Origin of the sequence: Thiomonas sp. FB-6 (assembly GCF_000377645.1) — a bacterium.
Classification (GTDB): Bacteria; Pseudomonadota; Gammaproteobacteria; order Burkholderiales; family Burkholderiaceae_C; genus Thiomonas_A.
Genome location: NZ_KB898471.1, coordinates 282308 through 305907 on the forward strand (window position 1 = coordinate 282308; position 23600 = coordinate 305907).

27 protein-coding genes are annotated in these 23600 nt (G+C 74.2%); 19 read left to right on the forward strand and 8 right to left on the reverse strand.

Features of this window, described 5'->3' with window-relative positions; all coding sequences use genetic code 11:
* Window positions 1-9 precede the first annotated feature (9 nt).
* The gene (locus tag D466_RS0101350) at window positions 10-1665 is read right to left on the reverse strand and encodes an acetolactate synthase large subunit (protein ID WP_018911891.1); all 1656 of its coding nucleotides are present in this window, start codon (window positions 1663-1665) and stop codon (window positions 10-12) included.
* A gap of 129 nt (window positions 1666-1794) precedes the next feature.
* On the opposite strand from D466_RS0101350, the gene D466_RS20175 reads away from it, so the two are divergent.
* Window positions 1795-2361, forward strand: coding sequence for a MarR family winged helix-turn-helix transcriptional regulator (locus D466_RS20175; RefSeq protein WP_018911892.1), 567 nt, complete (start codon window positions 1795-1797; stop codon window positions 2359-2361).
* 1 nt (window position 2362) lies between these two features.
* On the opposite strand, the gene D466_RS0101360 is transcribed toward D466_RS20175, so the two are convergent.
* Window positions 2363-2830, reverse strand: coding sequence for a nuclear transport factor 2 family protein (locus D466_RS0101360; protein ID WP_018911893.1), 468 nt, complete (start codon window positions 2828-2830; stop codon window positions 2363-2365).
* A 178-nt stretch (window positions 2831-3008) separates the two neighbouring features.
* On the opposite strand from D466_RS0101360, the gene D466_RS0101365 reads away from it, so the two are divergent.
* Window positions 3009-3689 carry a cupin domain-containing protein gene (locus tag D466_RS0101365; RefSeq protein WP_018911894.1) on the forward strand — a complete coding sequence of 227 codons (681 nt, stop codon included), beginning with the start codon at window positions 3009-3011 and terminating at the stop codon, window positions 3687-3689.
* Here the strand turns inward: D466_RS0101365 and D466_RS0101370 are convergent.
* On the reverse strand, window positions 3686-4147 hold the full coding sequence (locus D466_RS0101370; RefSeq protein ID WP_018911895.1) for a heme-binding protein: 462 nt from the start codon (window positions 4145-4147) through the stop codon (window positions 3686-3688). The genes D466_RS0101365 and D466_RS0101370 overlap by 4 nt on opposite strands.
* An 82-nt stretch (window positions 4148-4229) precedes the next feature.
* On the reverse strand, window positions 4230-4652 hold the full coding sequence (locus D466_RS0101375; RefSeq protein WP_018911896.1) for an Lrp/AsnC family transcriptional regulator: 423 nt from the start codon (window positions 4650-4652) through the stop codon (window positions 4230-4232).
* A gap of 161 nt (window positions 4653-4813) precedes the next feature.
* On the opposite strand from D466_RS0101375, the gene D466_RS20180 reads away from it, so the two are divergent.
* Together D466_RS20180 and ctlX are read left to right on the forward strand one after the other, a co-directional pair.
* Window positions 4814-5863 carry an ornithine cyclodeaminase gene (locus tag D466_RS20180; RefSeq protein WP_018911897.1) on the forward strand — a complete coding sequence of 350 codons (1050 nt, stop codon included), beginning with the start codon at window positions 4814-4816 and terminating at the stop codon, window positions 5861-5863.
* Between the two features lie 14 nt (window positions 5864-5877).
* Window positions 5878-6849, forward strand: a complete 972-nt coding sequence (gene ctlX / locus D466_RS0101385; RefSeq protein WP_018911898.1) for a citrulline utilization hydrolase CtlX — start codon at window positions 5878-5880, stop codon at window positions 6847-6849.
* A 33-nt stretch (window positions 6850-6882) separates the two neighbouring features.
* On the opposite strand, the gene D466_RS0101390 is transcribed toward ctlX, so the two are convergent.
* The gene (locus D466_RS0101390; RefSeq protein ID WP_018911899.1) at window positions 6883-7434 is read right to left on the reverse strand and encodes an alpha/beta hydrolase; all 552 of its coding nucleotides are present in this window, start codon (window positions 7432-7434) and stop codon (window positions 6883-6885) included.
* Entirely contained in the window at window positions 7431-8885 is a 1455-nt protein-coding gene (locus D466_RS0101395) for a VOC family protein (protein ID WP_018911900.1), read from the reverse strand. The genes D466_RS0101390 and D466_RS0101395 overlap by 4 nt, the downstream gene beginning before the upstream one ends.
* A 151-nt stretch (window positions 8886-9036) precedes the next feature.
* Between D466_RS0101395 and D466_RS0101400 the strand changes: the two genes are divergently transcribed.
* The 15 genes from D466_RS0101400 to fabG are packed head-to-tail and all read left to right on the forward strand — an operon-like array spanning window position 9037 to window position 22006.
* On the forward strand, window positions 9037-9324 hold the full coding sequence (locus D466_RS0101400; RefSeq protein ID WP_018911901.1) for an acyl carrier protein: 288 nt from the start codon (window positions 9037-9039) through the stop codon (window positions 9322-9324).
* Between the two features lie 56 nt (window positions 9325-9380).
* Window positions 9381-10637, forward strand: coding sequence for a beta-ketoacyl synthase (locus tag D466_RS0101405; protein ID WP_018911902.1), 1257 nt, complete (start codon window positions 9381-9383; stop codon window positions 10635-10637).
* A gap of 17 nt (window positions 10638-10654) precedes the next feature.
* On the forward strand, window positions 10655-11311 hold the full coding sequence (locus D466_RS20185) for a phosphatase PAP2 family protein (protein WP_018911903.1): 657 nt from the start codon (window positions 10655-10657) through the stop codon (window positions 11309-11311).
* Window positions 11312-11330: 19 nt separating this feature from the next.
* On the forward strand, window positions 11331-11621 hold the full coding sequence (locus D466_RS0101415; protein WP_018911904.1) for a phosphopantetheine-binding protein: 291 nt from the start codon (window positions 11331-11333) through the stop codon (window positions 11619-11621).
* A gap of 17 nt (window positions 11622-11638) precedes the next feature.
* Window positions 11639-12127, forward strand: coding sequence for a hypothetical protein (locus tag D466_RS20190; RefSeq protein WP_018911905.1), 489 nt, complete (start codon window positions 11639-11641; stop codon window positions 12125-12127).
* Window positions 12124-13491, forward strand: a complete 1368-nt coding sequence (locus tag D466_RS0101425) for an AMP-binding protein (RefSeq protein ID WP_018911906.1) — start codon at window positions 12124-12126, stop codon at window positions 13489-13491. Before D466_RS20190 ends, D466_RS0101425 begins: the two co-directional genes overlap by 4 nt.
* The gene (locus D466_RS24620; protein WP_018911907.1) at window positions 13481-13801 is read left to right on the forward strand and encodes a 3-hydroxyacyl-ACP dehydratase FabZ family protein; all 321 of its coding nucleotides are present in this window, start codon (window positions 13481-13483) and stop codon (window positions 13799-13801) included. Before D466_RS0101425 ends, D466_RS24620 begins: the two co-directional genes overlap by 11 nt.
* Entirely contained in the window at window positions 13798-14772 is a 975-nt protein-coding gene (locus D466_RS0101435; protein ID WP_018911908.1) for a hypothetical protein, read from the forward strand. The genes D466_RS24620 and D466_RS0101435 overlap by 4 nt, the downstream gene beginning before the upstream one ends.
* Window positions 14769-15416 carry an outer membrane lipoprotein carrier protein LolA gene (locus D466_RS0101440; protein WP_018911909.1) on the forward strand — a complete coding sequence of 216 codons (648 nt, stop codon included), beginning with the start codon at window positions 14769-14771 and terminating at the stop codon, window positions 15414-15416. The genes D466_RS0101435 and D466_RS0101440 overlap by 4 nt, the downstream gene beginning before the upstream one ends.
* Window positions 15413-17830, forward strand: a complete 2418-nt coding sequence (locus D466_RS20195) for an MMPL family transporter (protein WP_018911910.1) — start codon at window positions 15413-15415, stop codon at window positions 17828-17830. Before D466_RS0101440 ends, D466_RS20195 begins: the two co-directional genes overlap by 4 nt.
* Window positions 17817-18650 carry a polysaccharide deacetylase family protein gene (locus D466_RS0101450; protein ID WP_018911911.1) on the forward strand — a complete coding sequence of 278 codons (834 nt, stop codon included), beginning with the start codon at window positions 17817-17819 and terminating at the stop codon, window positions 18648-18650. The genes D466_RS20195 and D466_RS0101450 overlap by 14 nt, the downstream gene beginning before the upstream one ends.
* Window positions 18651-18685: 35 nt before the next feature.
* On the forward strand, window positions 18686-19951 hold the full coding sequence (locus D466_RS0101455) for a beta-ketoacyl-[acyl-carrier-protein] synthase family protein (protein ID WP_018911912.1): 1266 nt from the start codon (window positions 18686-18688) through the stop codon (window positions 19949-19951).
* Entirely contained in the window at window positions 19948-20775 is an 828-nt protein-coding gene (locus tag D466_RS0101460) for a beta-ketoacyl synthase chain length factor (protein WP_018911913.1), read from the forward strand. The genes D466_RS0101455 and D466_RS0101460 overlap by 4 nt, the downstream gene beginning before the upstream one ends.
* A complete protein-coding gene (locus D466_RS0101465; protein WP_018911914.1) occupies window positions 20769-21257 on the forward strand; it encodes a hypothetical protein in 489 nt (162 codons plus the stop codon). Before D466_RS0101460 ends, D466_RS0101465 begins: the two co-directional genes overlap by 7 nt.
* Entirely contained in the window at window positions 21254-22006 is a 753-nt protein-coding gene (gene fabG, locus D466_RS0101470) for a 3-oxoacyl-ACP reductase FabG (protein ID WP_018911915.1), read from the forward strand. Before D466_RS0101465 ends, fabG begins: the two co-directional genes overlap by 4 nt.
* Here the strand turns inward: fabG and D466_RS0101475 are convergent.
* A complete protein-coding gene (locus D466_RS0101475; RefSeq protein WP_018911916.1) occupies window positions 21987-22787 on the reverse strand; it encodes a glycosyltransferase family 2 protein in 801 nt (266 codons plus the stop codon). The genes fabG and D466_RS0101475 overlap by 20 nt on opposite strands.
* A gap of 5 nt (window positions 22788-22792) precedes the next feature.
* Entirely contained in the window at window positions 22793-23563 is a 771-nt protein-coding gene (locus tag D466_RS0101480) for a 1-acyl-sn-glycerol-3-phosphate acyltransferase (protein WP_018911917.1), read from the reverse strand.
* Window positions 23564-23600: the final 37 nt, after the last annotated feature.

Consider the following 23600-nt stretch of genomic DNA (forward strand, 5'->3'; position numbering starts at 1 on the left):
GGCGCTGGCTCAGGGCGCCACGCCGCGCTTGACCGCCCGGGCCATGCCCGGCGGCAGGCGATGCAGCGCGTCGAGCAGGTGCGGCAGCAGGCGCAGCCTGAGCCCGCCGTAGGCCCGCGGCACCACGGCCTCGATCAGGTGGGGGCCCGGCCGCTCCAGGGCATGCCGCAGCGCGGCTGCGAACTCCTGCGCCGTGCTCGCGCGCCGCGCCGGCACACCCATGCCCTCGGCCAGGCGCACGAAGTCCAGGCCGGGCCTGCCCAGGTCGAATTGCTCCCTCGCGCGCGCTCCGCCGTGTCCGGCGCCCACGCGCTGCAGTTCGAGCTCGAGAATCGAATAGGCACGGTTGTTGAGCACCACCGCCACCACGTGCACGCCCTCGCGCGCCATGCTCCACAAGGCCTGCGGGGTGTACATGGCGGCTCCGTCGCCGACCAGCGCGATCACCGGCCGGTCGGGGCAGGCCACGGCCGCGCCCAGCGCCAGCGGCAGGCCCTGGCCGATCGCACCGCCCGTCAGGCTGAGCAGGTCGTGCGCCGGCGCGCCGGCGGTGAAGGCCGGCAGCATCAACCCCGAGGTCTGGGCCTCGTCGACCACGATGGCGCGCTCGGGCAGCAGGTGGCCCAGCGCCTGGCACACCTTGCGCGCATTGAGCCCGCCGCGTGGCAGGGGCGGGCGGGAAACGGCCTGCAGGGGCAGCGGCGCGGCCTGCGCGTCCAGCAGCCGGGCCAGGCGCTGCACGGCGTCGTGCAGGTCCTGGCGCGGTTGCGCCAGCGCCTGCACGCGGCAGCCGCAAGGCAGCAGGCGCGCCGGCTTGCCGGGATAGGCGAAGAAGGACACCGGCTCGCGCGCATCCAGCAGCAGCAGTTCGTCCACCCCGGCCAGTTGCACCGAGGCCAGCTCGGACAGGTAGGCCAGGCGCTCCACCGGCGGCAGGCCCGCGCCGCGCTGCATGCGCGCCGGGAACACCTCCCCCAGCAGCCGCGCGCCGGTGTGCGCCGCGATGCGCGCGGCCAGCTGCAGCACGGGCTCGCGCAGCGCCCGCCCGCCGAGCAGCAGGGCCGCGCGCCGGCCGGCGCCGAGGGCGCTCGCAGCCGCGCGCACCGCGTCATCGTCCACGCGGGGCGGCGCGGCTGCCGGCGCTGGCCGCAGCGCCTCGGCGCCTTCGCCCCAGGACACGTCGGCCGGCAGGATCAGCGTGGCCACCTGGCCGGGCGCCTCGCCCGCGGCGGCCAGCGCCTGCAGCGCGTCGCCGCAAAGCTCGGCGCTGGATGTGCTGCGACGCAGCCAGCCCGAGACGCTGCGTGCGACGGTCTCGATGTCGGACTGCAGCGGCGTGTCGTAGGCCGCGTGCGTGGACGCGTGGTCGCCCACGATGTTGAGCAGGGGCACCCGCGCCTTGCGCGCGTTGTGCAGGTTGGCCAGGCCGTTGCCCAGGCCGCAGCCCAGATGCAGCAGCGTGGCCGCCGCGCGCCCGCGCATGCGGGCGTAGCCGTCGGCCGCCCCGGTGGCCACGCCCTCGAACAGCGTGAGCACGGCGCGCATGCGCGGCTCGGAGTCCAGCGCGGCGACGAAGTGCATCTCCGAGGTGCCGGGGTTGGTGAAGCACACGTCGACCCCCGCGTCGGCGAGGGTGCGCAGCAAGGCCTGGGCGGCTGCGGGCATGGCGGTGGACTCCTGGGACCTGGGACAGGTGGGGCCGTCGCCTGCAAGCCTACGCCTTCGCGCGAACCCCTCTCGCCCAAGGCGGCGGAAGCGTCCACAATAGGGGTCGCACCGACTCTGCGCGCCGCCATGCCCCCTTCTCCCTCCCCGCCGCCCGCGGATGCGCCGGCCGCACCGGACCTCGCCGCCGGCGCGGCGCGCAAGACGGTGGACCTGCGCAACTACGCGCCCGCCTACCTGAGCTGGATTTCCAACAAGCTCTCGCGCGGCGCCTCGCAAGCCTATCTGGCGGCCTTCGACGTGGGCATCGAGGTCTGGCGCATCCTGGTGCTGCTGGCCATCGAGCCGGCGCTGTCGGCCCAGCACATCTGCCGGGTCATGGGCATGGACAAGGCGCAGGTCAGCCGCTGTTTCAAGAGCATGCAGGCCAAGGGCCTGATCCGCGTGGCCCTGGACCCGCGCGACGGCCGCCTGCGCATCGCCTCCATCACCCCGGCCGGCCGCGAGCTGCATGACAGCATCTACGACCTGGCGCTGGAGCGCGAACGCGCGCTGCTGTCGGGCTTGAGCGCGGAGGAACGCGCGCAGCTGCTGCGGCTGCTGCACAAGGTGCACGACAGCCTCGGGCTGGCCGAGGAGGCCACGCGGGATTTCCTCGCCGCTCACCATCCCGGTGCGCGGCGCCGCCGGGGCTGATTCAGAGCCCGAGCTCGGACAGTCCCGGATGGTCGTCGGGGCGGCGCCCCAGGGGCCAGAAATACTTGCGATCGGCCTCGCGGATGGGCAGGTCGTTGATGCTGGCGTGGCGCACGGCCATCAGTCCGTGGGCGTCGAACTGCCAGTTCTCGTTGCCGTAGCTGCGGTACCACTGGCCGGCATCGTCATGCCACTCGTAGGCGAAGCGCACGGCGATGCGATCCTCGCCGAAGGCCCACAGTTCCTTGATCAGGCGGTAGTCGAGTTCGCGCGCCCACTTGCGCTCCAGGAACCCGCGCACCTGCTCGCGGCCCACCGGGAATTCCGCCCGATTGCGCCAGCGCGTGTCGACCGTGTAGGCCAGCACCACGCGCGCGGGGTCGCGGGTGTTCCAGGCATCCTCGGCCATGCGCACCTTCTGCATGGCGGTTTCGCGGGTGAAGGGCGGCAGCGGCGGACGGCTTTCCATGGCGGACTCCAGACGGGCAACGGCAGGGGGACGGCGCGCGCGGCGGCATCCACGAGAGCAGTCTATTGCGCACGCGCCGGAATGGCCCGGCGGCCGCGGGCACGTGCGCCGCGAGCGCGCGCGCGTGCTCCCTGCTAGTCTTTCCACATCTTCATCTTGTTTCGCCAATTCCGGCACGATGGAACTTCACGCCGATTTCTCCGCCCGCGTGGCGATCGATACGCAGGCCGAACCCTGGGTGGCGTCGCCGCAGCCCGGCATCGAGCGGCGCATGCTCGACCGCGTGGGCGGCGAGGTGGCGCGCGCCACCAGTCTCGTGCGCTACGCGCCCCACAGCCAATTCCCGCAGCACGAGCACGGCCTGGGCGAGGAAATCCTGGTGCTGTCGGGCGTGTTCGCCGACGAACACGGCGAATATCCGGCGGGCACCTATCTGCGCAACCCGCCGGGCACGCGCCATGCGCCGCGTTCCATGCCGGGCTGCGAGCTCTTCGTCAAGCTACGCCAGTTCCAGCCCGGCGACGACCGGCAGCTGCGCATCGACACCCGCGGCGCGGCCTTCGTGCCCGGGCTCGTAGCGGGGCTGCAGGTGCTGCCCCTGCACGAATTCGCCGACGAACATGTCGCGCTGGTGCGGTGGGCCCCCGGCACGCGCTTCCAGGCCCACGCCCACTGGGGCGGCGAGGAGATCCTGGTGCTCGAGGGCGTGTTCAGCGACGAGCACGGACACTACCCGGCCGGCAGCTGGCTGCGCAGCCCCCATCTCAGCCGCCACCAGCCTTTCAGCGACCCCGGCTGCCTGATCTACGTGAAGGTGGGGCACCTGCACCCGGATCTGCTGGCGCCGCCGCCGGTCTAGACCTCGGAAACCTTGGCGCCGGTGTCGGCCACCAGGCCCAGCGCCCGCACGGCGGCCACCGCGCACAGCTCGTCGTTGTCGGCGGTGTCGCCGGTCACGCCGATGGAGCCCAGCAGCAGGCCCTGCGCGTCGCGCACCAGCACGCCGCCGGGAAGCGGCACCACGTTGCCCCCGCTGAGGTCCGACAAGGCCCCATAGAACACGGGCTGGGTCGCCGCGCGGCGCGCCAGTTCGCGGCCGCCGAATCCCATGGCCAGCACGCCCCAGGCCTTGGCCACCGCGATCTGCGGACGCAGCAGGCTGGAGCCGTCGGAGCGCAGCAGCACCATCAGGTGGCCTCCGCGGTCGAGCACCGCCGCGGTGAGCACGGCCAGACCGCGCCGGCGCCCCTCGGCCAGGGCCTGCCGGCACAAGTCCAGCGCGATGTCCATGGTCCACTGCCCCGCTTGTTCGCTCATGCCCCGCTCCCGCCCGCTGCCTGCCGTCGAAGGCCTCCAGTGTAGGAGGCCCGCGGCGGGCGCGCGGGGCGCGCACGGCGCGCTACAGCTTGTGGGTGGTGAGCAGGATGCTGGTCTCGGTGTTGGCGATGCCGTCGACCATGCGGATGGCGGCCAGCACGCGGTCGAAGCTCTCGAGGTTGTCCGCGCGCAGCTCGGCCATCAGGTCCCAGCGCCCGTTGGTGGTGTGCAGCGCGGTGACCGCCGGGTGGCCGCGCAGCTGGCGCAACACCTCCTGCGCGCGGTTGCCCTCCACCTCGATGCTCATGATGGCGCGGATGCGGTGGCCTTCCGCCTGGGGCTTCAGGCGCAGCGTGTAGCCCACGATCACGCCGTCGCGCTCGAGCCGCGCCAAGCGGTTCTGCACCGTGGCCCGCGCCACGCGCAATTTCTTCGCCAGCGCCACCACCGGCAGGCGCGCGTCGTCGCGCAGCAGGGCGATGAGTTCGGCATCGAGGTCGTCCATCGGATCTCCCACTTTGCACTGATGATGCTGGCAAAGTGTACGTTTCATACCAAAACCTGCCACAGTGCATTCTTCAAAGTGGCATGACCCGGGGGAACAATGAGCCATCGCCGCCAGCGCCCTGCGCACGCCGGCTCCGCATTCCCGCAGGAGATTTGCCCATGACACGCTTCATCGACCTTCCCTCCATGTCGCGCCTTGTCCGTTCGGTCGGCGCGGCACGTTTTGTCGGCGAACTGGCCGACGCATTGCGCGAGGATTTCCTGCGCTGGCCGGAGTTCGACAAGTCGGCCCGCGTGGCCAGCCATTCGGAGCGCGGCGTGATCGAACTCATGCCGGTGGCCGATGCGCGGCGCCATGCCTTCAAGTACGTCAACGGCCACCCGTCCAACACCTCGCGCGGGCTGTGCACGGTGATGGCCTTCGGCGCGCTGTCCGACATGGACACCGGCTATCCGCTGCTGCTGTCCGAGCTCACCCTGGCCACCGCGCTGCGCACGGCCGCGACCTCGCTGATGGCCGCGCGCGTGCTGGCCCGCCCCGGCGCGCGGCGCATGGCCCTGATCGGCAACGGCGCGCAGTCGGAATTCCAGGCCCTGGCTTTCCACGCGCACCTGGGCATCGAAGAGATCACGGTGTTCGACCTCGACCCGGCCGCCAGCGACAAGCTGGCGCGCAACCTGGCCGGATGGCCGGGGCTGCGCGTGCGGCGCGCGGCCAGCGCGGCCGAGGCCGCGCGGGGCTGCGACATCCTCAGCACGCTCACCGCCGACAAGACCCGTGCCACCATCGTCAGCCCCGCGATGATCGAGCCCGGCATGCACCTCAACGCGGTGGGCGGCGACTGCCCGGGCAAGACCGAACTGCATCCCGACGTGCTGCGGGCCGGCCGCGTGTTCGTGGAATACGAAGCCCAGACCCGCGTGGAAGGAGACATCCAGCAGCTGCCGGCGGACTTCCCGGTGACCGAGCTGTGGCGGGTGCTGCGCGGCGAGCAGCCCGGGCGCGAGCACCCCGGGCAGGTCACGGTGTTCGACTCGGTGGGATTCGCGCTGGAGGACTTCACCACCCTGCACTACGTGCTGGAGCAGGCGCGCCGGCACGGAATCGGCGAGGACATCGAGCTGGTGCCGCCGGGCGAAGCTCCGAAGGACCTGTTCCGCTACGCGGCGCCCGCGCGCGAGCCCGGCGCGGGCCGGCGCGCGGCCTGAGCGAGGGCCGCGCCATGGCCGCCCTGCCGGCACCCCGGCCGCGCCCGCTGTCCGTGCAGGCGCCGGCCGCGGTGGTGATGATCCGCCCCCGCCGCTTCGCCACCAACCCGCAGACCGCCGCCGACAACGCCTTCCAGATCGCGACGCCGGGGCGCGCGCGCTCGCTCGCCGCGGCCGCCTGGCGCGAGGCGTCGGCGGTGGCCGAGCGCCTGCAGTCCGAGGGCGTGCGGGTGCACCTGTTCGACGACGACGGCGAGCGCGACACGCCCGACTCGGTGTTCCCCAACAACTGGTTCTCCACCCACCCCGGCGGGCACGTGGCGCTGTTTCCGATGTACGCGCCCAACCGCAGGCGCGAGCGCCGCGCGGACGTGATCGAGCTGCTCAAGGCGCGCTACCGGGTGCAGGACGTGATCGACTACTCCGGCCTGGAACACGACGGGCTGTTCCTGGAAGGCACCGGGGCCATGGTGCTCGACCATGTGGCCCGCGTGGCCTATGTCGCGCGCTCGCGGCGCGCCGACCCGGTGGCGCTGGAGCGCTTTTGCACCCATTTCAACTACGAGCCCATGGTGTTCGACGCGGTGGACCCGACGGGCCGGGCCGTCTACCACACCAATGTGCTGATGAGCATCGCCACCGAGTTCGCACTGGTGGGCCTGCACGGCTTCGTCGACCCCGCACGCGCCGACGAACTGCGAACCCGGCTGCGCGAATGCGGCCGGGAGCTGGTCGAGCTCGACGCGCGCCAGATCAGCGCCTTCGCCGCCAATGCCATGGAGCTGAGCGGCCGCGGCGGCGAGCGCCTGCTGGCGCTGTCGCGCCGGGGCCTCGACAGCCTCGGGCCGGCGCAGCGCCGGCTGATCGAGCGCTCGGCGCGCCTGCTGCCGCTGGACATCCCCACCATCGAGCTGGCCGGGGGCTCGGTGCGCTGCATGCTCGCCGGCGTGCACCTGCAACCCAGGCGCGGCGAGCCCCCGGCCTGAGCCGGCCGGCGGCCGCCGCCGCCGCCGCGGCATTCAGCCCGCGGCGAGCAAGGCCTGCAGGCGCGCCCAGCCTTCGGGCCAGTCGCCCAGCCCGCTGTCGGCGTTGATGTGGCCGCGCTCGCCCAGATCGACCAGCTCGCTGCCCCAGACGGCCGCCTGGCGGCGGGCGAATTCAAGGCTGCCGTAGGGATCGTCACGGCTGGCCACCAGCACGCTGGCAAAGGGCAGGGCCCGCGCCGGCACCGGCGCGAAACTGGCGGCGGCTTGCGGAAAGCCCGGGCCCGCCGGGTCGGGCGCAGCCACCAGCAAGGCCCCGTGCACCGCCAGGCGCGTGCGCGCGGCCCAATGCGCGGCGAGCAGGCAGCCCAGGCTGTGCGCGGCCAGCACCACCGGCGAGCGCGCCGCAGCCACGGCCGCCTCGAGGGCCCGCGACCATTCCTCCAGCTGCGGAGCATCCCAGTCGCGCTGCTGCACGCGGCGCACTCGCGGGTGCCGGCGCTCCCACAGGCTTTGCCAGTGCCCGGGCCCGGAGCCCTGGATGCCGGGAAGGATCAGTACGGTGGCGTCCTGGGGAAGACCGGTCATGGAGCCACTCCGTCGTCGCCGCGGGGCCGCGGCGGCGCACCGACGGGCCGCGGGCCCCGCAGGCAGCGCTCGATGGACGCCGCCTGCTGCGCCTCGTACAGCGCGAACTCGTCGAGGGCGGCGCATCCCAGTGCCCCTTCGAACTCGGCGCGGGCGTCGGCGGCGCGCAGCGCCCCGCGTGCCGCGTCGCCCAGGTTGGACTGGAAGATCCCGGCCGCGCTGACGGGCAGGAAGTCCTCGTACACGATGGGCCGGGCCTGCACGGCCCCGGCGGCCACCAGGGCCTCCAGGTCGTGCGCCGCGACCCCGGCGGGAATCGCCTCGGACACCCGGGAATACTCGAAATAGCCCAGGCCCTGCCTGCGCAGCGCTTCCAGATCGTCGGGAAAGGCCTGGAAGGCCTGCTCGAGGCGCGCGGCATGGTCCGGCGCTCCGGACTGCGCGGCGGCATCGGCCTCGCGCAGCAGGCGGTCGTACAGCGCCCGCCCCCCGGGGGTCAGCGCGATGCCGCGCTGCTCGACTTCGCCGAAGCGGGCGGTGTGCTCGCCCAACGGCCCCTCGCCGTCGCCGAAGCGCACCGCCTCGGCCAGCGCCTTGAAGCTGGTCTGGCGCAGCAGGATCGGCACCTTGCGGCGCGGCGGGCCCTCGATGGTCTCCTTGGCGGCGATGCCGTGCCGGGGCATGAGCTCCTGCACGGCGTCGATGTCCAGGGTGCGCGGGGTCAGGTGGTTGATGTGGGGGCCGCGGAAACACACCACGTCGGCCACCAGGCGGTGCGCGGCGTGCATGCGCCGGTAGGTCTCGAGCGGGACGGTGGCCTGGCCGTGCCAGCGGAAGGTCTGCAGCAACTCGCGCACGAAGGCATCCGCCTGGGACTCGGCGAGGCCGCCGCGGAGCTCGAATTCCCGAGTCAGGCGCAGGGCCTCGGGGCTGAAGATCTCGCGCTGCTCGAGGCGCTGCGCGGCCAGCGCGCGAAGTTGCGGGTCCTCGATGAGTTCCAGGCGCAGCAGCGACGTGAACAGGCGAAAGGGATTGCGCGCCAGCGCCTCGGGTTCGACCGGACGGAAGGCCGTCGAGTGCACCGGCACGCCGGCCGCGCTGAGGTCGTAGTAGCCCACGGGCTGCATGCCCAGCACGGCGAACATGCGCCGCAGCATGCCGAGTTCGCGTGCGCTGCCCACGCGGATGGCGCCGTGGCGTTCCGCACCCAGGCGCTCGAGTTCGGCCTGCGTCATGGGCAGGGAAGCGGGCAGGGAAGCCGGCGGGGAAGCCGGCGCGCGGCCCAGCACCTGCGCGTTCACCTGCGCCACGATGTCCAGCAAGGTGCCGTACTGCGGCACCTCCTCGCGGTACATGGCCGACATGGCGCGCGCGAAGCGTTCGCGGATGGAGTCGGAGGACAGGAATTCCCCGGCGGGGGCCGTGGTGAGGGACGAGGGTACGGATTGCATGGCCGCGGGGGATGGATACGGGGAAGCCTGCCGCGCATTGTGCCGCCGCGCCGCGGGTTGCGCCGGGGTTTGCTGGCGCGGAAAACCCGCTGCTAGCATTTCAGGCAGGCCGGCACCAGCCGGCATCCCACGCAACGAGTCCGCCAACAGCATGCTGGAGCCCCTGATCCGGAACCATCTCATCCGGCACGCCCGCGTCGATGCCGCCCGCTTCGACGACCCCGAACTGCGGGTCGCCGATCTCGCGCTCGACTCCCTGGGTCTGGTGGAAATGCTGTTCGCGATCGAGGAACGCTTCGGCATGCAGTTGTCGGACCCGATGAAATACCAGTCCATGCGGTTCACCGACATGGTCGCCGCCATCGAGGCCGAGCTGCGCGCGCACAACGGCGGCGAACTGCCGCGGGCCGACGCGCTGAGCGCCTCCGCGCGCCCTTGACCGGCGGAACGCCGCCGCGAGGCCGGCCGCAGAGCCGCCGGCCGCCCGCGCGCGTCGTGGTCACCGGCATGGGCCTGGTGTCGCCGCTGGGCGCCGATGTCGCGCAAAGCTTCGCCGCGGCGCTCGCCGGGCGCAGCGCGGTTCGCGCCATGCCGCCGCGGCTGGCGGCCGGCCTCGCCGGCATGCTGGCGGCACCGGCGGCGGTCGAGCCGGCCACGCTGCTCGACGAGGCCGACGCCGGGCTGGACCGTGCCACCCAGCTGGCGCTGGCCGCCGCCGCGCAGGCGCTGGCCGAGGCCGGCATCGGCCCCGCCCCGGACGACGCCGAGCGCTTCGGCGTGTTCTCGGGCATCGGCTTCGGCGGCGCCTGCACGCTGGACGCGATGTACGCGCGCTACTTCGGGCTGCTGCTGGGCGACGAGGCCGAACGCCGGCGCGCCACCGTCATGCACCCGCTGACGGTGCCGCGCCTGATGGCCAACGCGGCGCAGGCGCTGGTGTCCATGCGCTACGGACTGCGCGGCATGGGCAACACCTACTGCGTGGCCTGCGCCTCCTCGGCCGTGGCCGCCGGCGAGGCGCTGCGCGCGATCCGCGAGGGCTACCTGGACGCCGCGGTGGTCCTGGGCAGCGAGGCCATGCTCACGCCCGGCGCGATGGTGGCGTGGAACGCGCTGCGCGTGCTGGCCCGCGCCGATGCCGCCGACCCGGCGGCCAGCTGCCGGCCCTTTGAGCGCCGGCGCAGCGGCTTCGTGCTGGGCGAGGCGGGCGCGGCCCTGGTGCTGGAATCCGAGACCCGCGCGGCCGCGCGCGGCGCTCGCGAACTGGCCGAGCTGGCGGGCTACGGCGCCAGCAGCGACGCCCAGCACCTGACCGCGCCAGGCGTGCCGGGCCAGGTCGCGGCCATGCGCCAGGCGTTGGGGCACGCCGGCCTGGCCGCCGCGGACATCGGCTACGTCAACGCCCACGGTACGGCCACCGAACTGGGCGACCTGACGGAGACCCAGGCCCTCGCCGAGGTGTTCGGCGCGCAGGGCCCGGCGATCAGTTCCACCAAGGCGGTGCACGGGCACCTGATCGGGGCCGGCGGCGCCGCCGAGCTGATCCTGGCCATCCAGGCGCTGCGCACGGGAAGGCTGCCCCCCACCGCTCACCTGGAGCAGCCCGACCCGCGTTGCGGGGGGGTGGACCTGATCGCGCTCGCCGCGCGCGAGGCCCCCGGCCTGCGCGCGGTGATGTCGAATTCCTTCGCCTTCGGGGGCAGCAATGCCAGCCTGATCGCCTGCCGTGCCGCGGCGGCGGACCCGTCGTGAGGCCAGGCGCCCGCGGCATGGCGCGGCGCATCGGGCGCCGCCTGCTGGCGCATTTCTGGCTCAAGAGCCTGGGCATCACGGCGATCATGACCCTGTTCTTCAGCGCTTATTTCCGGCTGCTGCGCCATCCCTGGTCCCACGTGAGCACGATCCCGCTGACCGCGGTGGACCGCTGGATCGGCTTCCAGCCCTGGGCGCTGCCGCTGTACCTGTCCCTGTGGGTCTACGTCTGCGCGCCGGCCGTGCTGCTGGATGCGCGGCGCGAACTCCTGCGCTACGCGGCGGGCATCGGTGGCGTGTGCGCGGCCGGGCTGGCCATCTTCGCCCTGTGGCCGACGCGGATACCCTCGATGCAGGCAGACTACGCAGGGCACCCGGCTTTCGCGCTGCTGCGCGGAATCGACGCCTCCGGCAACGCCTGTCCGTCGCTGCACGTGGCCTCCGCGGTGTTCGCGGCGCTGGCCCTCGAGCGCGTGCTGCCGGGGCTGGGCCTGGGCCGGCGCGCACGCTGGCTGAGCTGGATCTGGTGCGCGCTGATCGTGTACTCGACCATGGCCGTCAAGCAGCACGTGCTGATCGACGTGGTCTGCGGGGCCTTGCTGGGCGCGGCCGGCGCCCTGCCTGGGCGCTGGAAACGGGGCCCGGCGGGCTATGATTCCGCCCTGGTCGATTGATGTTTTGTTCCACTGCCCCATGTCCACGCCTTCCGCCACGCCGTCCCGGGTCGATCCCCAATTCCTGCTGGAGGTGGGCGACCTCATCGCCCAGTCCCTGGAGCTGGGCGTCGCGGGGGCCGACATCGACCCCGATGCGCCGCTGTACGGCGACGGCCTCGGGCTGGACTCCATCGACATCCTCGAAGTGGCCCTGGTGCTCTCCAGGAAGTACGGCGTGCAGCTGCGCGCCGACGACGCCGACAACCACCGCATCTTCAGCTCGCTGCGCCAGCTCGCCGGCCACGTCGCGGGGCTGCGCGCAACGTGAGGGCAGGGGGGCCGGGCATGCGGCGGATCCTGCGCGCCCTCTTCGCTGCCGCATGCGTCGCGGTTCCGCTGGCGAGCCTGTGGGCCGGCGGCCACCTGCAGCCGCGCCTGGCCGCACTCGCGCTGGCCGAATACCTGGGCAGCATGCTGGTGCTGGGCATGGTGTTCGGCAACACCCTGCGCCCGGGAAGGACGGCGCTGGTCACCCGCTTCGCGGCCGCGCGCCAGCCGTCGATGTCGCCGCGGCTGCTGCGCTACACGCGCGGCGTGACGGCGGCCTGGACCGTGTTCTTCGCCGCCATGGCGGCGGCTTCGCTGCTGCTGTTCACGCTGGGCCCGCTGCGCGACTGGGCCTGGTTCGCCAGCGTCGGCACGCCGCTGCTGGTGGCGTGCATGTTCGTGCTCGAATACCTGGCGCGCCGCGCGCTGCTGAGCGCGCAGGAGCAGGCCGGGCCCTTCGAGGCCATCCGCGCCTACCTGCTGTACAGGACGGGGGCGGGACGATGAGCGAGGCGCTCGCGCTGCTGTCGCACGAGGACCCCGATGCCGTGCTCGCCTGGTGCGGCGGCCGGCCGGTGCGCGCGGCCGTCTTCCTGGACGACGCGCAGCGCCTGGCGCAGGCCCTGCCGGACGGCGCCCACGTGCTCAACGCCTGCCAGGACCGTTACCACGTTGCCGTGGGCTTCGCCGCGGCGGTGCTGCGCGGCAAGGTCACGCTGCTGCCGTCCACGCGCACCGCCGACGCGGTGCGCCAGCTGCGCGAGCAGCTGCCCGATCTGTTCGCGCTGGTCGACGGCCCAAGCGAGCTGGATCTGCCGCAGCTGCGCTACCCCGAGGGGCGCGGCACCGCCGCGCCGCGCGCGCAGCGTCCCCTGTGCATGCCGCGCATCCCGGCCGACCGGGTGGTGGCCAAGGTCTGCACCTCCGGCTCCACCGGCGCGCCGCTGCCCCACGACAAGACCTGGGGCTCGCTGGTGGCGTGCATCCACGCGGGCCGCCGGCGCCTGGGCCTGCCCCCGGGCACGACGCTGGTGGGCACGGTGCCGGCGCAGCACATGTACGGCTTCGAATCCACGCTGCTGATGGCCCTGCACGGCGGGCTGGCGCTGAGCGCGGCGCACCCCTTCTACCCGGCCGACATCGTGGACGAGCTGGCCCGCGTGCCGGCGCCGCGCATGCTGGTGTCCACGCCGGTGCACCTGCGCGCCCTGCTGGCCAGCGGGCTGGACATCCCGCCGCTGGCGCTGGTGCTGTGCGCCACGGCTCCGCTGGCGGCCGAGCTGGCTTGCGAGGTCGAGGCGCGCACGGGTGCCCCGCTGGTGGAAATCTACGGCTCCACCGAGACCGGGCAGATCGCCACGCGCCGCACCTCGCAGGGCGAGGCCTTCACGCTGCTGGACGGCGTCGCGCTGGTGCCGCAGGCGCAGGGCCTGGCGCTGGCCTCGGGCGGGCACCTCGCGGCGCCGACCCCGGTGCACGACCTGATCGAGTCGCTCGGCGACGGCCGCTTCCGCCTGCTCGGGCGCGGCGCCGACATGGTCAACGTGGCCGGCAAGCGCAGCTCGCTGGCGCACCTGAACCACCAGTTGTGCGCCATCCCCGGCGTGGTGGACGGGGCCTTTTTCGCACCCGAACGCGGCGCCGGCGAAGTCGTGGGCCGGCTCATGGCCTTCGTGGTCGCGCCGGGGCTGGGCGCGCCCGAGCTGCGCCGCCTGCTGCGCGAGCGCATCGACCCGGCCTTCCTGCCCCGCCCGCTGGTGCTGCTGCGGGAGCTGCCGCGCAACGCCACCGGAAAGCTGCCCCGGGCCGAGCTGGCCGCACTGGCCGCCCGACACGGCGAATCCGCCGAGGCCTGCGACGATGAGCGCTGACATCCCGCTGCCCGCCTACGCGCCGGATCACCCGGCCTTCGCCGGGCACTTCCCCGGGGATCCCATGGTGCCCGGCGTGCTGCTGCTCGATGCCGCGGTGCACGCGCTGTGCGAGGACCCGGCTGCCGGCCCGGCCACGGACGGCTGGCGCATCGACAGCGTCAAGTTCACCGGCGTGGTGCGCCCCGGCGAGGAACTGGCCGTGCAAGGCGAAGCCGGCGCCGGCGGGGCCTTCAGCGTGCTCCAGGGCGGACGCAAGGTGGCCAGCGGTTCGCTGGCGCCGGTGCGCGGCGGCGGCGAGGGGACATGAACGAAGCGCGCGAAGCCACCGCCGAGGCCACCCCGAGGCCGGCCTCGTGGACCCGGGACCGCGAGCGCAGCAGCGTGTTCATGCTGCGCCTGATGAGCTGGATCTCGCTGCGCCTGGGGCGCCGGCCCGCGCGCGTGGTGCTGCTGGGCATCTGCGCGTATTTCCTGGCCTGCGCGCCCAGGGCGCGCCGGGCCTCGGGTGCCTACCTGGAGCGGGTGCTCGGACGCCGCCCCCGATGGCACGAGCGCTTCGCGCACATCCACAGCTTCGCCTCGACCATCCACGACCGCGTGTTCCTGCTGCACGAGCGTGCCGACCTGTTCGACATCCGCGCCCGCGGCACCGAGCATGTCGAGGCGGCGATCGCACGGGGGAGCGGGGTGCTGCTGCTGGGGGCGCACTTCGGCAGCTTCGAGGTGTTGCGCGCGGTGGGCCAGTTGCGTCCGGGGCTGCGGGTCTCGCTGCTCATGTACCCGGACAACGCGCGCAAGATCAACGCCGCGCTGCGCGCCATCAACCCTCGGGCCCAGCAGGACGTGATCGCGCTGGGGCGCCCCGATTCCATGCTGCGGGTCAGCGACGCGCTGGATGCCGGCGGCATCGTGGGCATCCTCGCCGACCGCTCGCTGCACGACGACGCCACCGCGCGGCGCAGCTTCCTGGGCGCCGAGGCCGCCTGGCCGCTGGGGCCCCTGCGCATGGCCGCGCTGCTGCGGCGCCCGGTCCTGTTCATGGCCGGCGTGTACCGCGGCGACAACCGCTACGAGGTCGTGTTCGAGCCGCTGGCGGATTTCTCCGGCCTGAGCCGCGGGGCGCGCGGCTCCGCGCTCGACGCGGCGCTGGACGACTACGTGCGCCTGCTCGAGGACCATTGCCACGCCGCGCCGTTCAACTGGTTCAATTTCTTCGACTTCTGGGCACCGCCCCAGGGCGCGCCGGAGCCGGCGCCCGGGCAGGGGAGCCGGCCGTGACCCGGCCCGTGCGCTTCGGGTGCGCGGCCGCGCAGGGCGGTCCGCCGGCGCGCGGCCGGCGCCGGCGGGTACTGGCCGCGCTGGTCCTCGCGCTGGGCGCGGGGCCGGCCTTCGCCGCTGCGAGCGGCGCCGCGCCCTGGGACCTGGCGGCCTTGATGGCCATGCTGGGAGCGCGCAAGTCGGGCGAGGCGCGTTTTCAGGAAACCAGGAACCTGGCCATGCTGGACGCGCCCATCGAGTCCTCGGGCATCCTGCGCTTCGCCGCACCCGACATGCTGGAAATGCACACCCTGCGGCCCGCCGAGCAGCGCCTGGTGGTGCGCGGCAGGCAGCTCAGCGTGGAGATCGGCGGGCGCACGCAGCACTTCGACCTCGACGAAACGCCCGCGGTGGGCGCCCTGGTCGAGGGCCTCCGCGCCACCCTCGGCGGCGACCTCGCCGGCTTGCAGCGTGCCTACCGCACACGCCTGGAGGGCGGGCGCCGGCGCTGGACCCTGGTGCTGGTGCCGCGCCTGCCCGCGGCGCGCGCGCGCGTCAGCGAGATCGACCTCAGCGGCTCGGAGGCCTCGGTGCAAGGCATCGCCGTGTTCCAGGCCGACGGCGACCGCTCGTGGATGCGCATCCAGGAGCTGCGGCAGCCGTGAACCGGCGGCGCGCGGCCATCGTGCTGGCCTGGCTGGCGCTGCTCGCCGCCGCGCTCGGCGTGGCCCTGCGCGCGCCGTTCACGGCCGATATGTCGGCCTTCCTGCCGCATTCGCCGGACGCGCGCCAGCGCGTGCTGGTGGAACAGCTGCGCGACGGCCTGCTGTCGCGCCTGCTGCTGGTGGGCATCGACGGGGCCACCCCGCGCGTGCGCGCCGAGTTGTCCACGCGCCTGGCGCAGCGCCTGCGCGAGCTGCCTGGCGTCGCCTCGGCGGACAACGGCGCCGGCACGCGCGGCGAGCGCGATTTCGCGCTGGCCTTCGCACACCGCTACCTGCTCAGCCCGGCGCCTCAAGAAAAGGTAGGGCCGTCCTACGCGCAGGCCTTCGGCGCCGCCGCGCTGCACCGCTCGATCGCCGCGTCCATCGCGCAACTGGCCGGGCCGCTGGGCGACGGCCTCAAGCGCCTGCTGCCCGCGGACCCGACCGGCGCCACGCTGGGCTACCTCGGCGCCCTCGGCCCACGCACCCAGCCCCGGCACGTCGACGGAGTGTGGGCCTCACCCGACGGCACGCGCGCGCTGCTGCTGGTGGTGGCGCGCGCGCCGGGCACGGACACCGACGCCCAGCAGGCCGCCCTGAGCCAGCTGCGCGAGGCCTTCGCCCAGGTGCGCCTGGCCGCGGGCCCGGCCGCGGCCGGGGCCTCGCTGGTGCTCAGCGGGCCGGCCGTGTTCGCCACCTACTCGCGCGGCGTGATCGAGCATGCGGTGACCCGCGTCAGCCTGCTCGGAGCCGCGCTCATCGTCACCCTGCTGCTGCTGGTGTACCGCTCGGCCGCGCTGCTGCTGCTCGGCCTGCTGCCGGTGCTCACCGGCATCGTCGCCGCCACCGCCGCCGTGGGCCTGGGCTTCGGCGTGGTGCAGGGCATCACCCTCGGCTTCGGCACGGCGCTGATGGGCGAGGCGGTGGACTATTCCATCTACCTGTTCGTGCAATCCGGCCCGGCGCAAGGCGCCCAGGGCCCGGACGGCGCGCAGCACGCGCGGCGTGCCTGGGTGCGCGGCTTCTGGCCCACGGTGCGCCTGGGCATGCTGACCTCGATGGTGGGCTTCGCCAGCCTGCTGCTGTCGGATTTCCCCGGGCTGGCACAGATCGGCGCCTACTCCATGGCCGGGGTGTTCAGCGCCGCGCTGGTCACGCGTTTCGTGCTGCCCGAGCTGATGCCGCGCGGGCTGAGGGTGCGCGACCTGTCGCGCGCGGGGCGGCACCTGGAGCGTGCCGTGCGCGGCCTGCGGCGCCTGCGCCGGCCGCTGGCCCTGCTGGTGCTGGCCTGCGCCGGGCTGCTGCTGGCGCAGCGCCACCATGTGTGGGATGACCGGCTGAGCGCGCTCAGCCCCATCCCCCAGCGCATGCTCGACGCCGACGCTACCTTGCGCCGCCAGCTCGGCGCTGCCGACTCGGGTGATCTGGTGGCGCTGCGCGGCCCCAGCCAGGAGGCGGTGCTGCAGGCCGCGGAAGCGCTGGCTCCGCGCCTGCGCGCGCTGCGCGAGCAGGGCCTGATCGGCGGCTTCGACAGTCCCGCGCGCTACCTGCCCAGCGAGCGCACCCAGCGTGCGCGCCAGGCCGCGCTGCCCGACACCGCGCAGCTCGAAGCCAGCCTGCGCGCCGCGGTGGCCGGCCTGCCGGTGAAGGCCAGCCTGTTCCAGCCCTTCGTGGCCGACGTGGCCGCCGCGCGCCGGGCGCCCCTGCTGCGCCGCGAGGATCTGGCGCACAGTTCCTTCGCGCTGGCGCTGGACGGCATGCTGCTGCGCCAGCGCCGGGCCGGCGCCGAGTCCTGGACCGCGCTGCTGCCGCTGCGCGCGCCCGCCGGCGGAGCCATCGAGCTGCCGCGGGTGGAGCAGGCGCTGCGCGGCAGCGGCGCGCTGGTGGTGGACCTGGGCGCGACCAGCAACCAGCTGTACCGACGCTATCTGCACACCGCCATCGGACTGTCGCTGGCCGGCGTGCTCGGCATGTCGGCGCTGCTGCTGCTGGCGCTGCGCTCACCGCGCCGCGTGGCCCGGGTGCTGGCGCCGCTGCTGGCAGCGGTGCTGGTGGTGGCCGCCGGGCTGGTGCTGCTCGGCCAGCGGCTCAACCTGCTGCACCTGGTGGGCATGATGCTGGTCATCGCCGCGGGTTCGAACTATGCGCTGTTCTTCGATCGCGGCCGGCAGCATGGCGGTGTGGGACCGCGCACTCTCAGCTCGCTGCTGTTCGCCAACCTCAGCACCGTGGCCGGCTTCGGGCCGCTGCTGCTGTCGGGCGTGCCCGTGCTCGTCTCGCTGGGAGCCACGGTGGCTCCCGGCGCGCTGCTGGCGCTGCTGTTCTCGGCGGTGCTGTCGGAGAACCCCGTGGGAAGCGCCGATGCGCAGGCCTGAAGCAGGCGGGCCCGAGCCTCGCGCCGGGCTGCCGCCCGTGCTGCTCGGCGTGGGCGGCGTGCATGCGGCCGCGCTGGCCGGCGTGCTCGCCCTGCCGGCGGCCTGGCCCTGGGCCCTGGGCGCTGCGCTGGGCAGCCATGCGCTGGTCACCGCGTTGAGCCTGACGCCGCGCACGCGCCTGCTGGGCCCGAACCTGCTGCGCCTGCCGCCCGCGCACGCGGCGCGCGGCGAGGTGGGCCTGAGCTTCGACGACGGCCCCGAGCCGCGCGTGACCCCGGCAGTGCTGGACCTGCTCGACGCCCACGGCGCCAAGGCCAGCTTTTTCTGCATCGGCGAGCGGGTGGCCCGGCATGCGGAGCTTGCGCGCGAGATCGTGCGCCGCGGGCACCGGGTGGAAAACCATTCCGCGCGTCACCGCCACGACTTCGCGCTGCTCGGCCCGCGCGGCTACCGTGCCGAACTGGCGGCCGGGCAGGCCCTGATCCAGGCCGCCACGGGCGTGGCGCCGAGCTATTTCCGCGCCCCCGCCGGGTTCCGCAACCCCTGGTGCTGGCCGGCACTTCGCCACAGCGGCCTGCAACTGGCCTCGTGGACCCGGCGCGGCTTCGACACCCGCGAGCGCGACCCCGGGCGGGTGCTGCGCCGGCTCACGCGGGGGCTGGCCGCCGGCGACATCCTGCTGCTGCACGACGGCCACGGCGCGAAGGGCGGGAACGACGGCGCGGTGGTGCTGCAGGTGCTGCCCGCCCTGCTGACCGAGCTGCGCGCGCGCTCGCTGCGCGCGGTGGCGCTGCCGGTGCCGCCGGCCGGGCTTGGCTGAACGCCGGCCGGGCTTGGGTACAGTACCAGGACATCATGGATCGCTCCGCCCCCACGCTCCCGCCCCTGCGCCTGTCCCACGCCACCGCGGCCAGTTGCCTGGGCCACGGGCTGGCCGCGCAGGCGGCGGCGCTGCGCGCCGGACGCAGCGGGCTCAAGCCCTGCGATTTCGAGCTCGCCGATCTGCCCACCTGGATCGGCGAGGTGCAGGGCGTGGACGCCGTCGACCTGGAGCACGGGCCGGTGCCCGGCCTCGGCCGCTTCGACTGCCGCAACAACCGGCTGGCCGAGCTCGCGCTGCGCCAGGACGGCTTCGCGCAGGCGGTGGAACAGGCCGCGGCGCGCCACGGCGCGGCGCGCGTCGGGGTGTTCGTGGGCACCAGCACCTCGGGCATCCTGCAGACCGAACAGGCCTACCGGCGGCGCGACGCGCAGGGCGCGCTGCCGGCCGATTTCCACTACGAGGGCACGCAGAGCAACGCCTCGCTGGCCGATTTCGTGGCGCGTCGCCTGCGGCTGCAGGGCCCGGCCCAGGTCATTTCCGCGGCCTGCTCGTCCAGCGCCAAGGTGTTCGCGACGGCGCAGCGCATGATCGCCGCCGGGCTGGTGGACTGCGCGGTGGTGGGCGGCGTCGACTCCCTGTGCCTGACCACGCTCTACGGCTTCCATGCGCTGGAACTGTTGTCGCCGCAGCCCTGCCGCCCCTACGACGCCGAGCGCAAGGGTCTGTCGCTGGGCGAGGCGGGCGCCTTCGTGCTGCTGGAGCGGGCGCCGGCCCGGCCCGCCGCCGACGACGTGCTGCTGCTGGGTTGCGGCGAGTCCAGCGACGCCTATCACATGTCCTCGCCCCATCCGGAAGGCCTGGGCGCACGCCTGGCCATGCAGGAGGCGCTACGCCAGGCGCGCATGCAGGCCGGGGACATCGGCTACATCAACCTGCACGGCACCGCCACGCCCAGCAACGACGCCGCCGAGAGCCGCGCCGTGAGCGCGCTGTTCGGCGACGCCACGGTGTGCAATTCCACCAAGGGCGCCACCGGCCACACGCTGGGCGCCGCCGGGGGCCTGGAAGCCGTGATCTGCCTGCTGGCGTTGCGCGAGGGCTTCGTGCCCGCCAGCCCGGGCACGCGCGAGGCGGACGCGGCCATCGCCGGGCCGCAGCGCCTGCGCTACCAGCTGCACTCCAGCACCTGCGCAGCCGGCTTCGCGATGAGCAACTCCTTCGGCTTCGGCGGCACCAATTGCTCGCTGGTGCTGGGGCGTGCCGACGCCTGGATGGCGCTCGGGGGAGATCGACGATGAGCGCGGTCCCGCCCCAAGCCCTGCGCGCCTGGGTGGCCGGCATCGGGCTGCTCGGGCCGGGGCTGCCCGACTGGCCCACGGCCGCCGCGGTGCTGCGCGGCGACAGCGCCTACCAGCCGGCGCGCACCGGATTCCCCCCGCCGCAGGGCCTGCCGCCGGCGGAACGGCGCCGCGCGACCGCGGCGGTCAGGCTGGCGCTGGCCAGTGGGGGCGAGGCGCTGGCCATGGCCGCTCGCGCGTCGGCCGATCTGCGCACGGTGTTCGCCGCCTCCAGCGGCGACGCCTCGAACTGCCATGCGCTGTGCGAAGCCCTGGCCTCGCAGGACCGGCTGATCTCCCCCACCCGCTTCCACAACTCGGTGCACAACGCCGCTTCCGGCTACTGGGGCATCGCCACCGGTTCGATGGCGCCTTCGGCCGTGCTGTGCGCGCCGCAGGACGGCAGTTTCGCGGCCGGCCTGCTGGAAGCCCTGGTGCAACTGGGCACCAGCGGCGAGGACGTGCTGCTGCTGGCCTGCGACACCGAATACCCGGAACCCCTGCGCAGCGCCAGGCCCATCGCCGACGGCTACGGCGTGGCGCTGCTGTTGTCGCCGCGGCGCGCAGCCTCCGCCCAGGCCTGCCTGCGCGTGGACCCGGCCGCGGCCTTCACCGAGGATGCCGCGCACACGCTGGCGCAGCCGGCGCTCGAGGCGCTGCGCCGGAGCATCCCGACCGCGCGCTCGCTGAGCCTGCTGCAGCGCCTGGCGCGCGCCGAGGCGGGCCGCCTGGTGCTGGAGCAGCAGCCCGGCCGCAACCTGGCGCTGGAGTTGGAGCCATGCTGAGACCGCCCGCCCCCTGCGGCGCCCCGGCGGCCTTGTTCGACCGCGCCTGGATCGCCGCGCGCCTGCCCCACGCCGGAGCCATGTGCCTGCTCGAGGGCGTGCTCGCCTGGGATGATTCGCAGGTGCTGTGCAGCGCCGACAACCAGCGCAGGCCCGACCATCCGCTGCGCCAGTTCGGCCGCCTGGGCGCGGCCTGCGGCATCGAGTACGCGGCGCAGGCCATGGCCGTGCACGGCGCGCTGCTGGCGCCGGGCGGCGTGCGCGCCGGCATGCTGGTCAGCGCGCGCCGGGTCGAACTGCACGTGCAGCGCCTGGACGACATCGAGGCCCCGCTGGAGGTGCGCGCCGAGCGCCTGCAGGCGGGCGAAGACCTGATCCTGTACGGCTTCAGCCTGCGCGCCGCCGGGCGCCTGTTGTTGCAGGGCCGCGCCTCGGTCCTGCTCGGCGCCGCGCCCGATTCCCAGCCCCCGAACTTTCCATGAACCCTGCCGGCACCGAACGTTACCGCGGCCCGCGCCGCGCCCTGGTCACCGGCGGCAGCGGCGCCATCGGGGCCGCCATCTGCACCGCGCTGGCGCGCGCGGGCCTGCAGCTGATCGTGCACGCCAACACCCGGCTGGAGCAGGCGCAGGCGCTGGCCGCGCGCCTGCGCGAGCAGGGCCACGAGGCGCAGGCCGTGGCCTTCGACCTGCGCGACGCCGAGGCCACCGCGGCAGCCGTGGCCGCGCTGCTCGAGCAGGCGCCGGTGCAGGTGCTGGTGAACAACGCCGGGGTGCACGACGACGCCGTGTTCCCCGGCATGAGCGCGCGCCAGTGGGAAGGCGTGATGGACGTCAGCGTCAACGGCTTCTACCGCGTCACCCAGCCGCTGATGCTGCCGATGATCCGCAGCCGCTGGGGGCGCGTGATCAGCATCACCTCGGTGGCGGCCATCGCCGGCAACCGCGGCCAGGTGAACTACGCGGCGGCCAAGGGCGCGCTGCACGCGGCCACCCGCTCGCTGGCCCTGGAAGTGGCCAGCCGCGGCATCACGGTCAACGCGGTGGCGCCGGGCATCATCGCCACGCCGATGAGCGAAGGCGCCTTCGACGACGAGGCCATCGCGCGCCTGGTGCCCGCCCGGCGCGCGGGCCGGCCCGAGGAGGTGGCCGATCTGGTGGCCTACCTGGCCTCGGAGCAGGCGGGCTACATCACCGGCCAGGTGATCTCGATCAACGGCGGGATGATCTGAGCAGCCAGCGCCACAGCAGCAGCGGCAGGCGCGGCACGAAGCCCAGCACCAGGCGCAGGTGCATCCAGCTGAGCAGGGTGTTGTCCCGCAGATAGCGGAAGTGCGAGACGCCGCCTTCGTCGGCGCGCAGGTAGCGCACCGGCGCCGGCAGGTTCACGGCGGGCACGCCGGCCCAGCTCAGGCGCACCACCGCCTCGGGATCGAAGTCGAAGCGGCGCATCCAGCGCTGGCGCCGCATCGCCGCGCGCAGCGGCTCGATGGGGTAGACGCGAAAGCCGTACAGCGAGTCGCCGATGCCGGCGCCCAGGGTCTCCAGGCGCGCCCAGGCGTTGGACACCTTGCGCCCCTGCACGCGCAGGCGCGGCGCATCCTGCGCGAACACCGGGTTGCCCAGGATCATCGCCTCCGGTCGGCTCAGCGAAGTCTGCATGAAGGCGGCGATGCACGCGGCCGGGTGCTGGCCGTCCGAGTCCATGGTCAGGGCATGGGTGAAGCCGGCCGCCCGCGCCGCATCCAGCCCGGCCAGCACCGCGGCGCCCTTGCCCTGGTTGCGCGCCAGCACGATCAGGCGCAACTGGGGGTCGGCGCGGGCCCATTCGGCCAGGCCCTCGGCGCTGCCGTCGGTGCTGCCGTCGACCACCACCCACACCGGGGCCCAGGCCGCGCGGGCCGCGCGCACGGTTTCGAACACCGCCGGGCCGGGGTTGTAGCTGGGGATGAGCACCAGGTGGGTGCGGCTCGGGCGAGGCCCGGCGGCGGGATCGTAGGAAAGCTCGGGCATGCGGTTCAGGGGCGGGACGAGGGCTCGGGCGGCGCGGCTTCAGCGGCGGCTGCGCCCAGGGCCTCGCGGAAATAGGCATCCAGTTCCTGCACGAAGTCCTGGGCGTTGCGCGGCGGCTCGAAACGCCGGCCCAGGCGCACACGATAGCGGATGGGCAGGCGCGGCACCTGGCGCAGGCCCCAGCGCTTGCCCAGGAAGGAGGAGTCGGCCTCGATCAGCACCGTCTGCACCGGAACCCCGGCCTGCCGGGCGATCAGCCCGACCATGCCGCGGATGGGCCCGATGGGCCGCTCGCTGCTGCGCGTGCCCTCGGGGAACAGCAGCAGGCTGCGGCCCTCGCGCAACTCAGCCACGGCCAGCCCGATCATGCGCCGCAGGTCGTCATTGGGGATGTAGCCGGCCAGGCGCGCGCCGGCGCCCAGCACGGGACTGCCCAGCAACCCGGCCTTCATCACGCAGGCCGGCCCGTCCAGGCGCGACAGCAGCAGCACGGCGTCGATCAGCGAGGGGTGGTTGGGGGCCACGATCATCGGCCCCTGCCCGCGCAGGGCGTCCAGCGCGGAAAGTTCGAAGCGGCAGGCGCCGATGCGGCGCAGCAGCCCCAGGTAGGCGCGGAAGCCCCGGCGGATCACCGCGCGCCCCGCGGCGCGCGCGGCCGGCGCCGGCAGCACGGCGCCGAGCAGCAGGGCCGGCGGAGTCCACGCCAGGCCCATGACCCCGAAGGCGGCGAGCCCGAAATAGCTGCGCAGGGCGTCGAGCACGGAAAAGGGGCGCACGGGCAGCGAACGGGATGGGGGGACCAAGGGGAATCGC

Coding starts and splice junctions, on each gene's coding strand:
- D466_RS0101450 (WP_018911911.1), top strand. CDS start 17,817: ATGCGCAGGCCTGAAGCAGGCGGGCCCGAGCCTCGCGCCGGGCTGCCG.
- D466_RS24620 (WP_018911907.1), top strand. CDS start 13,481: ATGAGCGCTGACATCCCGCTGCCCGCCTACGCGCCGGATCACCCGGCC.
- D466_RS0101415 (WP_018911904.1), top strand. CDS start 11,331: ATGTCCACGCCTTCCGCCACGCCGTCCCGGGTCGATCCCCAATTCCTG.
- D466_RS0101435 (WP_018911908.1), top strand. CDS start 13,798: ATGAACGAAGCGCGCGAAGCCACCGCCGAGGCCACCCCGAGGCCGGCC.
- D466_RS20185 (WP_018911903.1), top strand. CDS start 10,655: ATGGCGCGGCGCATCGGGCGCCGCCTGCTGGCGCATTTCTGGCTCAAG.
- D466_RS20180 (WP_018911897.1), top strand. CDS start 4,814: ATGACACGCTTCATCGACCTTCCCTCCATGTCGCGCCTTGTCCGTTCG.
- D466_RS0101460 (WP_018911913.1), top strand. CDS start 19,948: ATGAGCGCGGTCCCGCCCCAAGCCCTGCGCGCCTGGGTGGCCGGCATC.
- D466_RS0101390 (WP_018911899.1), bottom strand. CDS start 7,434: ATGACCGGTCTTCCCCAGGACGCCACCGTACTGATCCTTCCCGGCATC.
- ctlX (WP_018911898.1), top strand. CDS start 5,878: ATGGCCGCCCTGCCGGCACCCCGGCCGCGCCCGCTGTCCGTGCAGGCG.
- D466_RS20190 (WP_018911905.1), top strand. CDS start 11,639: ATGCGGCGGATCCTGCGCGCCCTCTTCGCTGCCGCATGCGTCGCGGTT.
- D466_RS0101465 (WP_018911914.1), top strand. CDS start 20,769: ATGCTGAGACCGCCCGCCCCCTGCGGCGCCCCGGCGGCCTTGTTCGAC.
- D466_RS0101370 (WP_018911895.1), bottom strand. CDS start 4,147: ATGAGCGAACAAGCGGGGCAGTGGACCATGGACATCGCGCTGGACTTG.
- D466_RS0101360 (WP_018911893.1), bottom strand. CDS start 2,830: ATGGAAAGCCGTCCGCCGCTGCCGCCCTTCACCCGCGAAACCGCCATG.
- D466_RS0101400 (WP_018911901.1), top strand. CDS start 9,037: ATGCTGGAGCCCCTGATCCGGAACCATCTCATCCGGCACGCCCGCGTC.
- D466_RS0101425 (WP_018911906.1), top strand. CDS start 12,124: ATGAGCGAGGCGCTCGCGCTGCTGTCGCACGAGGACCCCGATGCCGTG.
- D466_RS0101375 (WP_018911896.1), bottom strand. CDS start 4,652: ATGGACGACCTCGATGCCGAACTCATCGCCCTGCTGCGCGACGACGCG.
- D466_RS20175 (WP_018911892.1), top strand. CDS start 1,795: ATGCCCCCTTCTCCCTCCCCGCCGCCCGCGGATGCGCCGGCCGCACCG.
- D466_RS0101455 (WP_018911912.1), top strand. CDS start 18,686: ATGGATCGCTCCGCCCCCACGCTCCCGCCCCTGCGCCTGTCCCACGCC.
- D466_RS0101475 (WP_018911916.1), bottom strand. CDS start 22,787: ATGCCCGAGCTTTCCTACGATCCCGCCGCCGGGCCTCGCCCGAGCCGC.
- D466_RS0101365 (WP_018911894.1), top strand. CDS start 3,009: ATGGAACTTCACGCCGATTTCTCCGCCCGCGTGGCGATCGATACGCAG.
- D466_RS0101395 (WP_018911900.1), bottom strand. CDS start 8,885: ATGCAATCCGTACCCTCGTCCCTCACCACGGCCCCCGCCGGGGAATTC.
- D466_RS0101350 (WP_018911891.1), bottom strand. CDS start 1,665: ATGCCCGCAGCCGCCCAGGCCTTGCTGCGCACCCTCGCCGACGCGGGG.
- fabG (WP_018911915.1), top strand. CDS start 21,254: ATGAACCCTGCCGGCACCGAACGTTACCGCGGCCCGCGCCGCGCCCTG.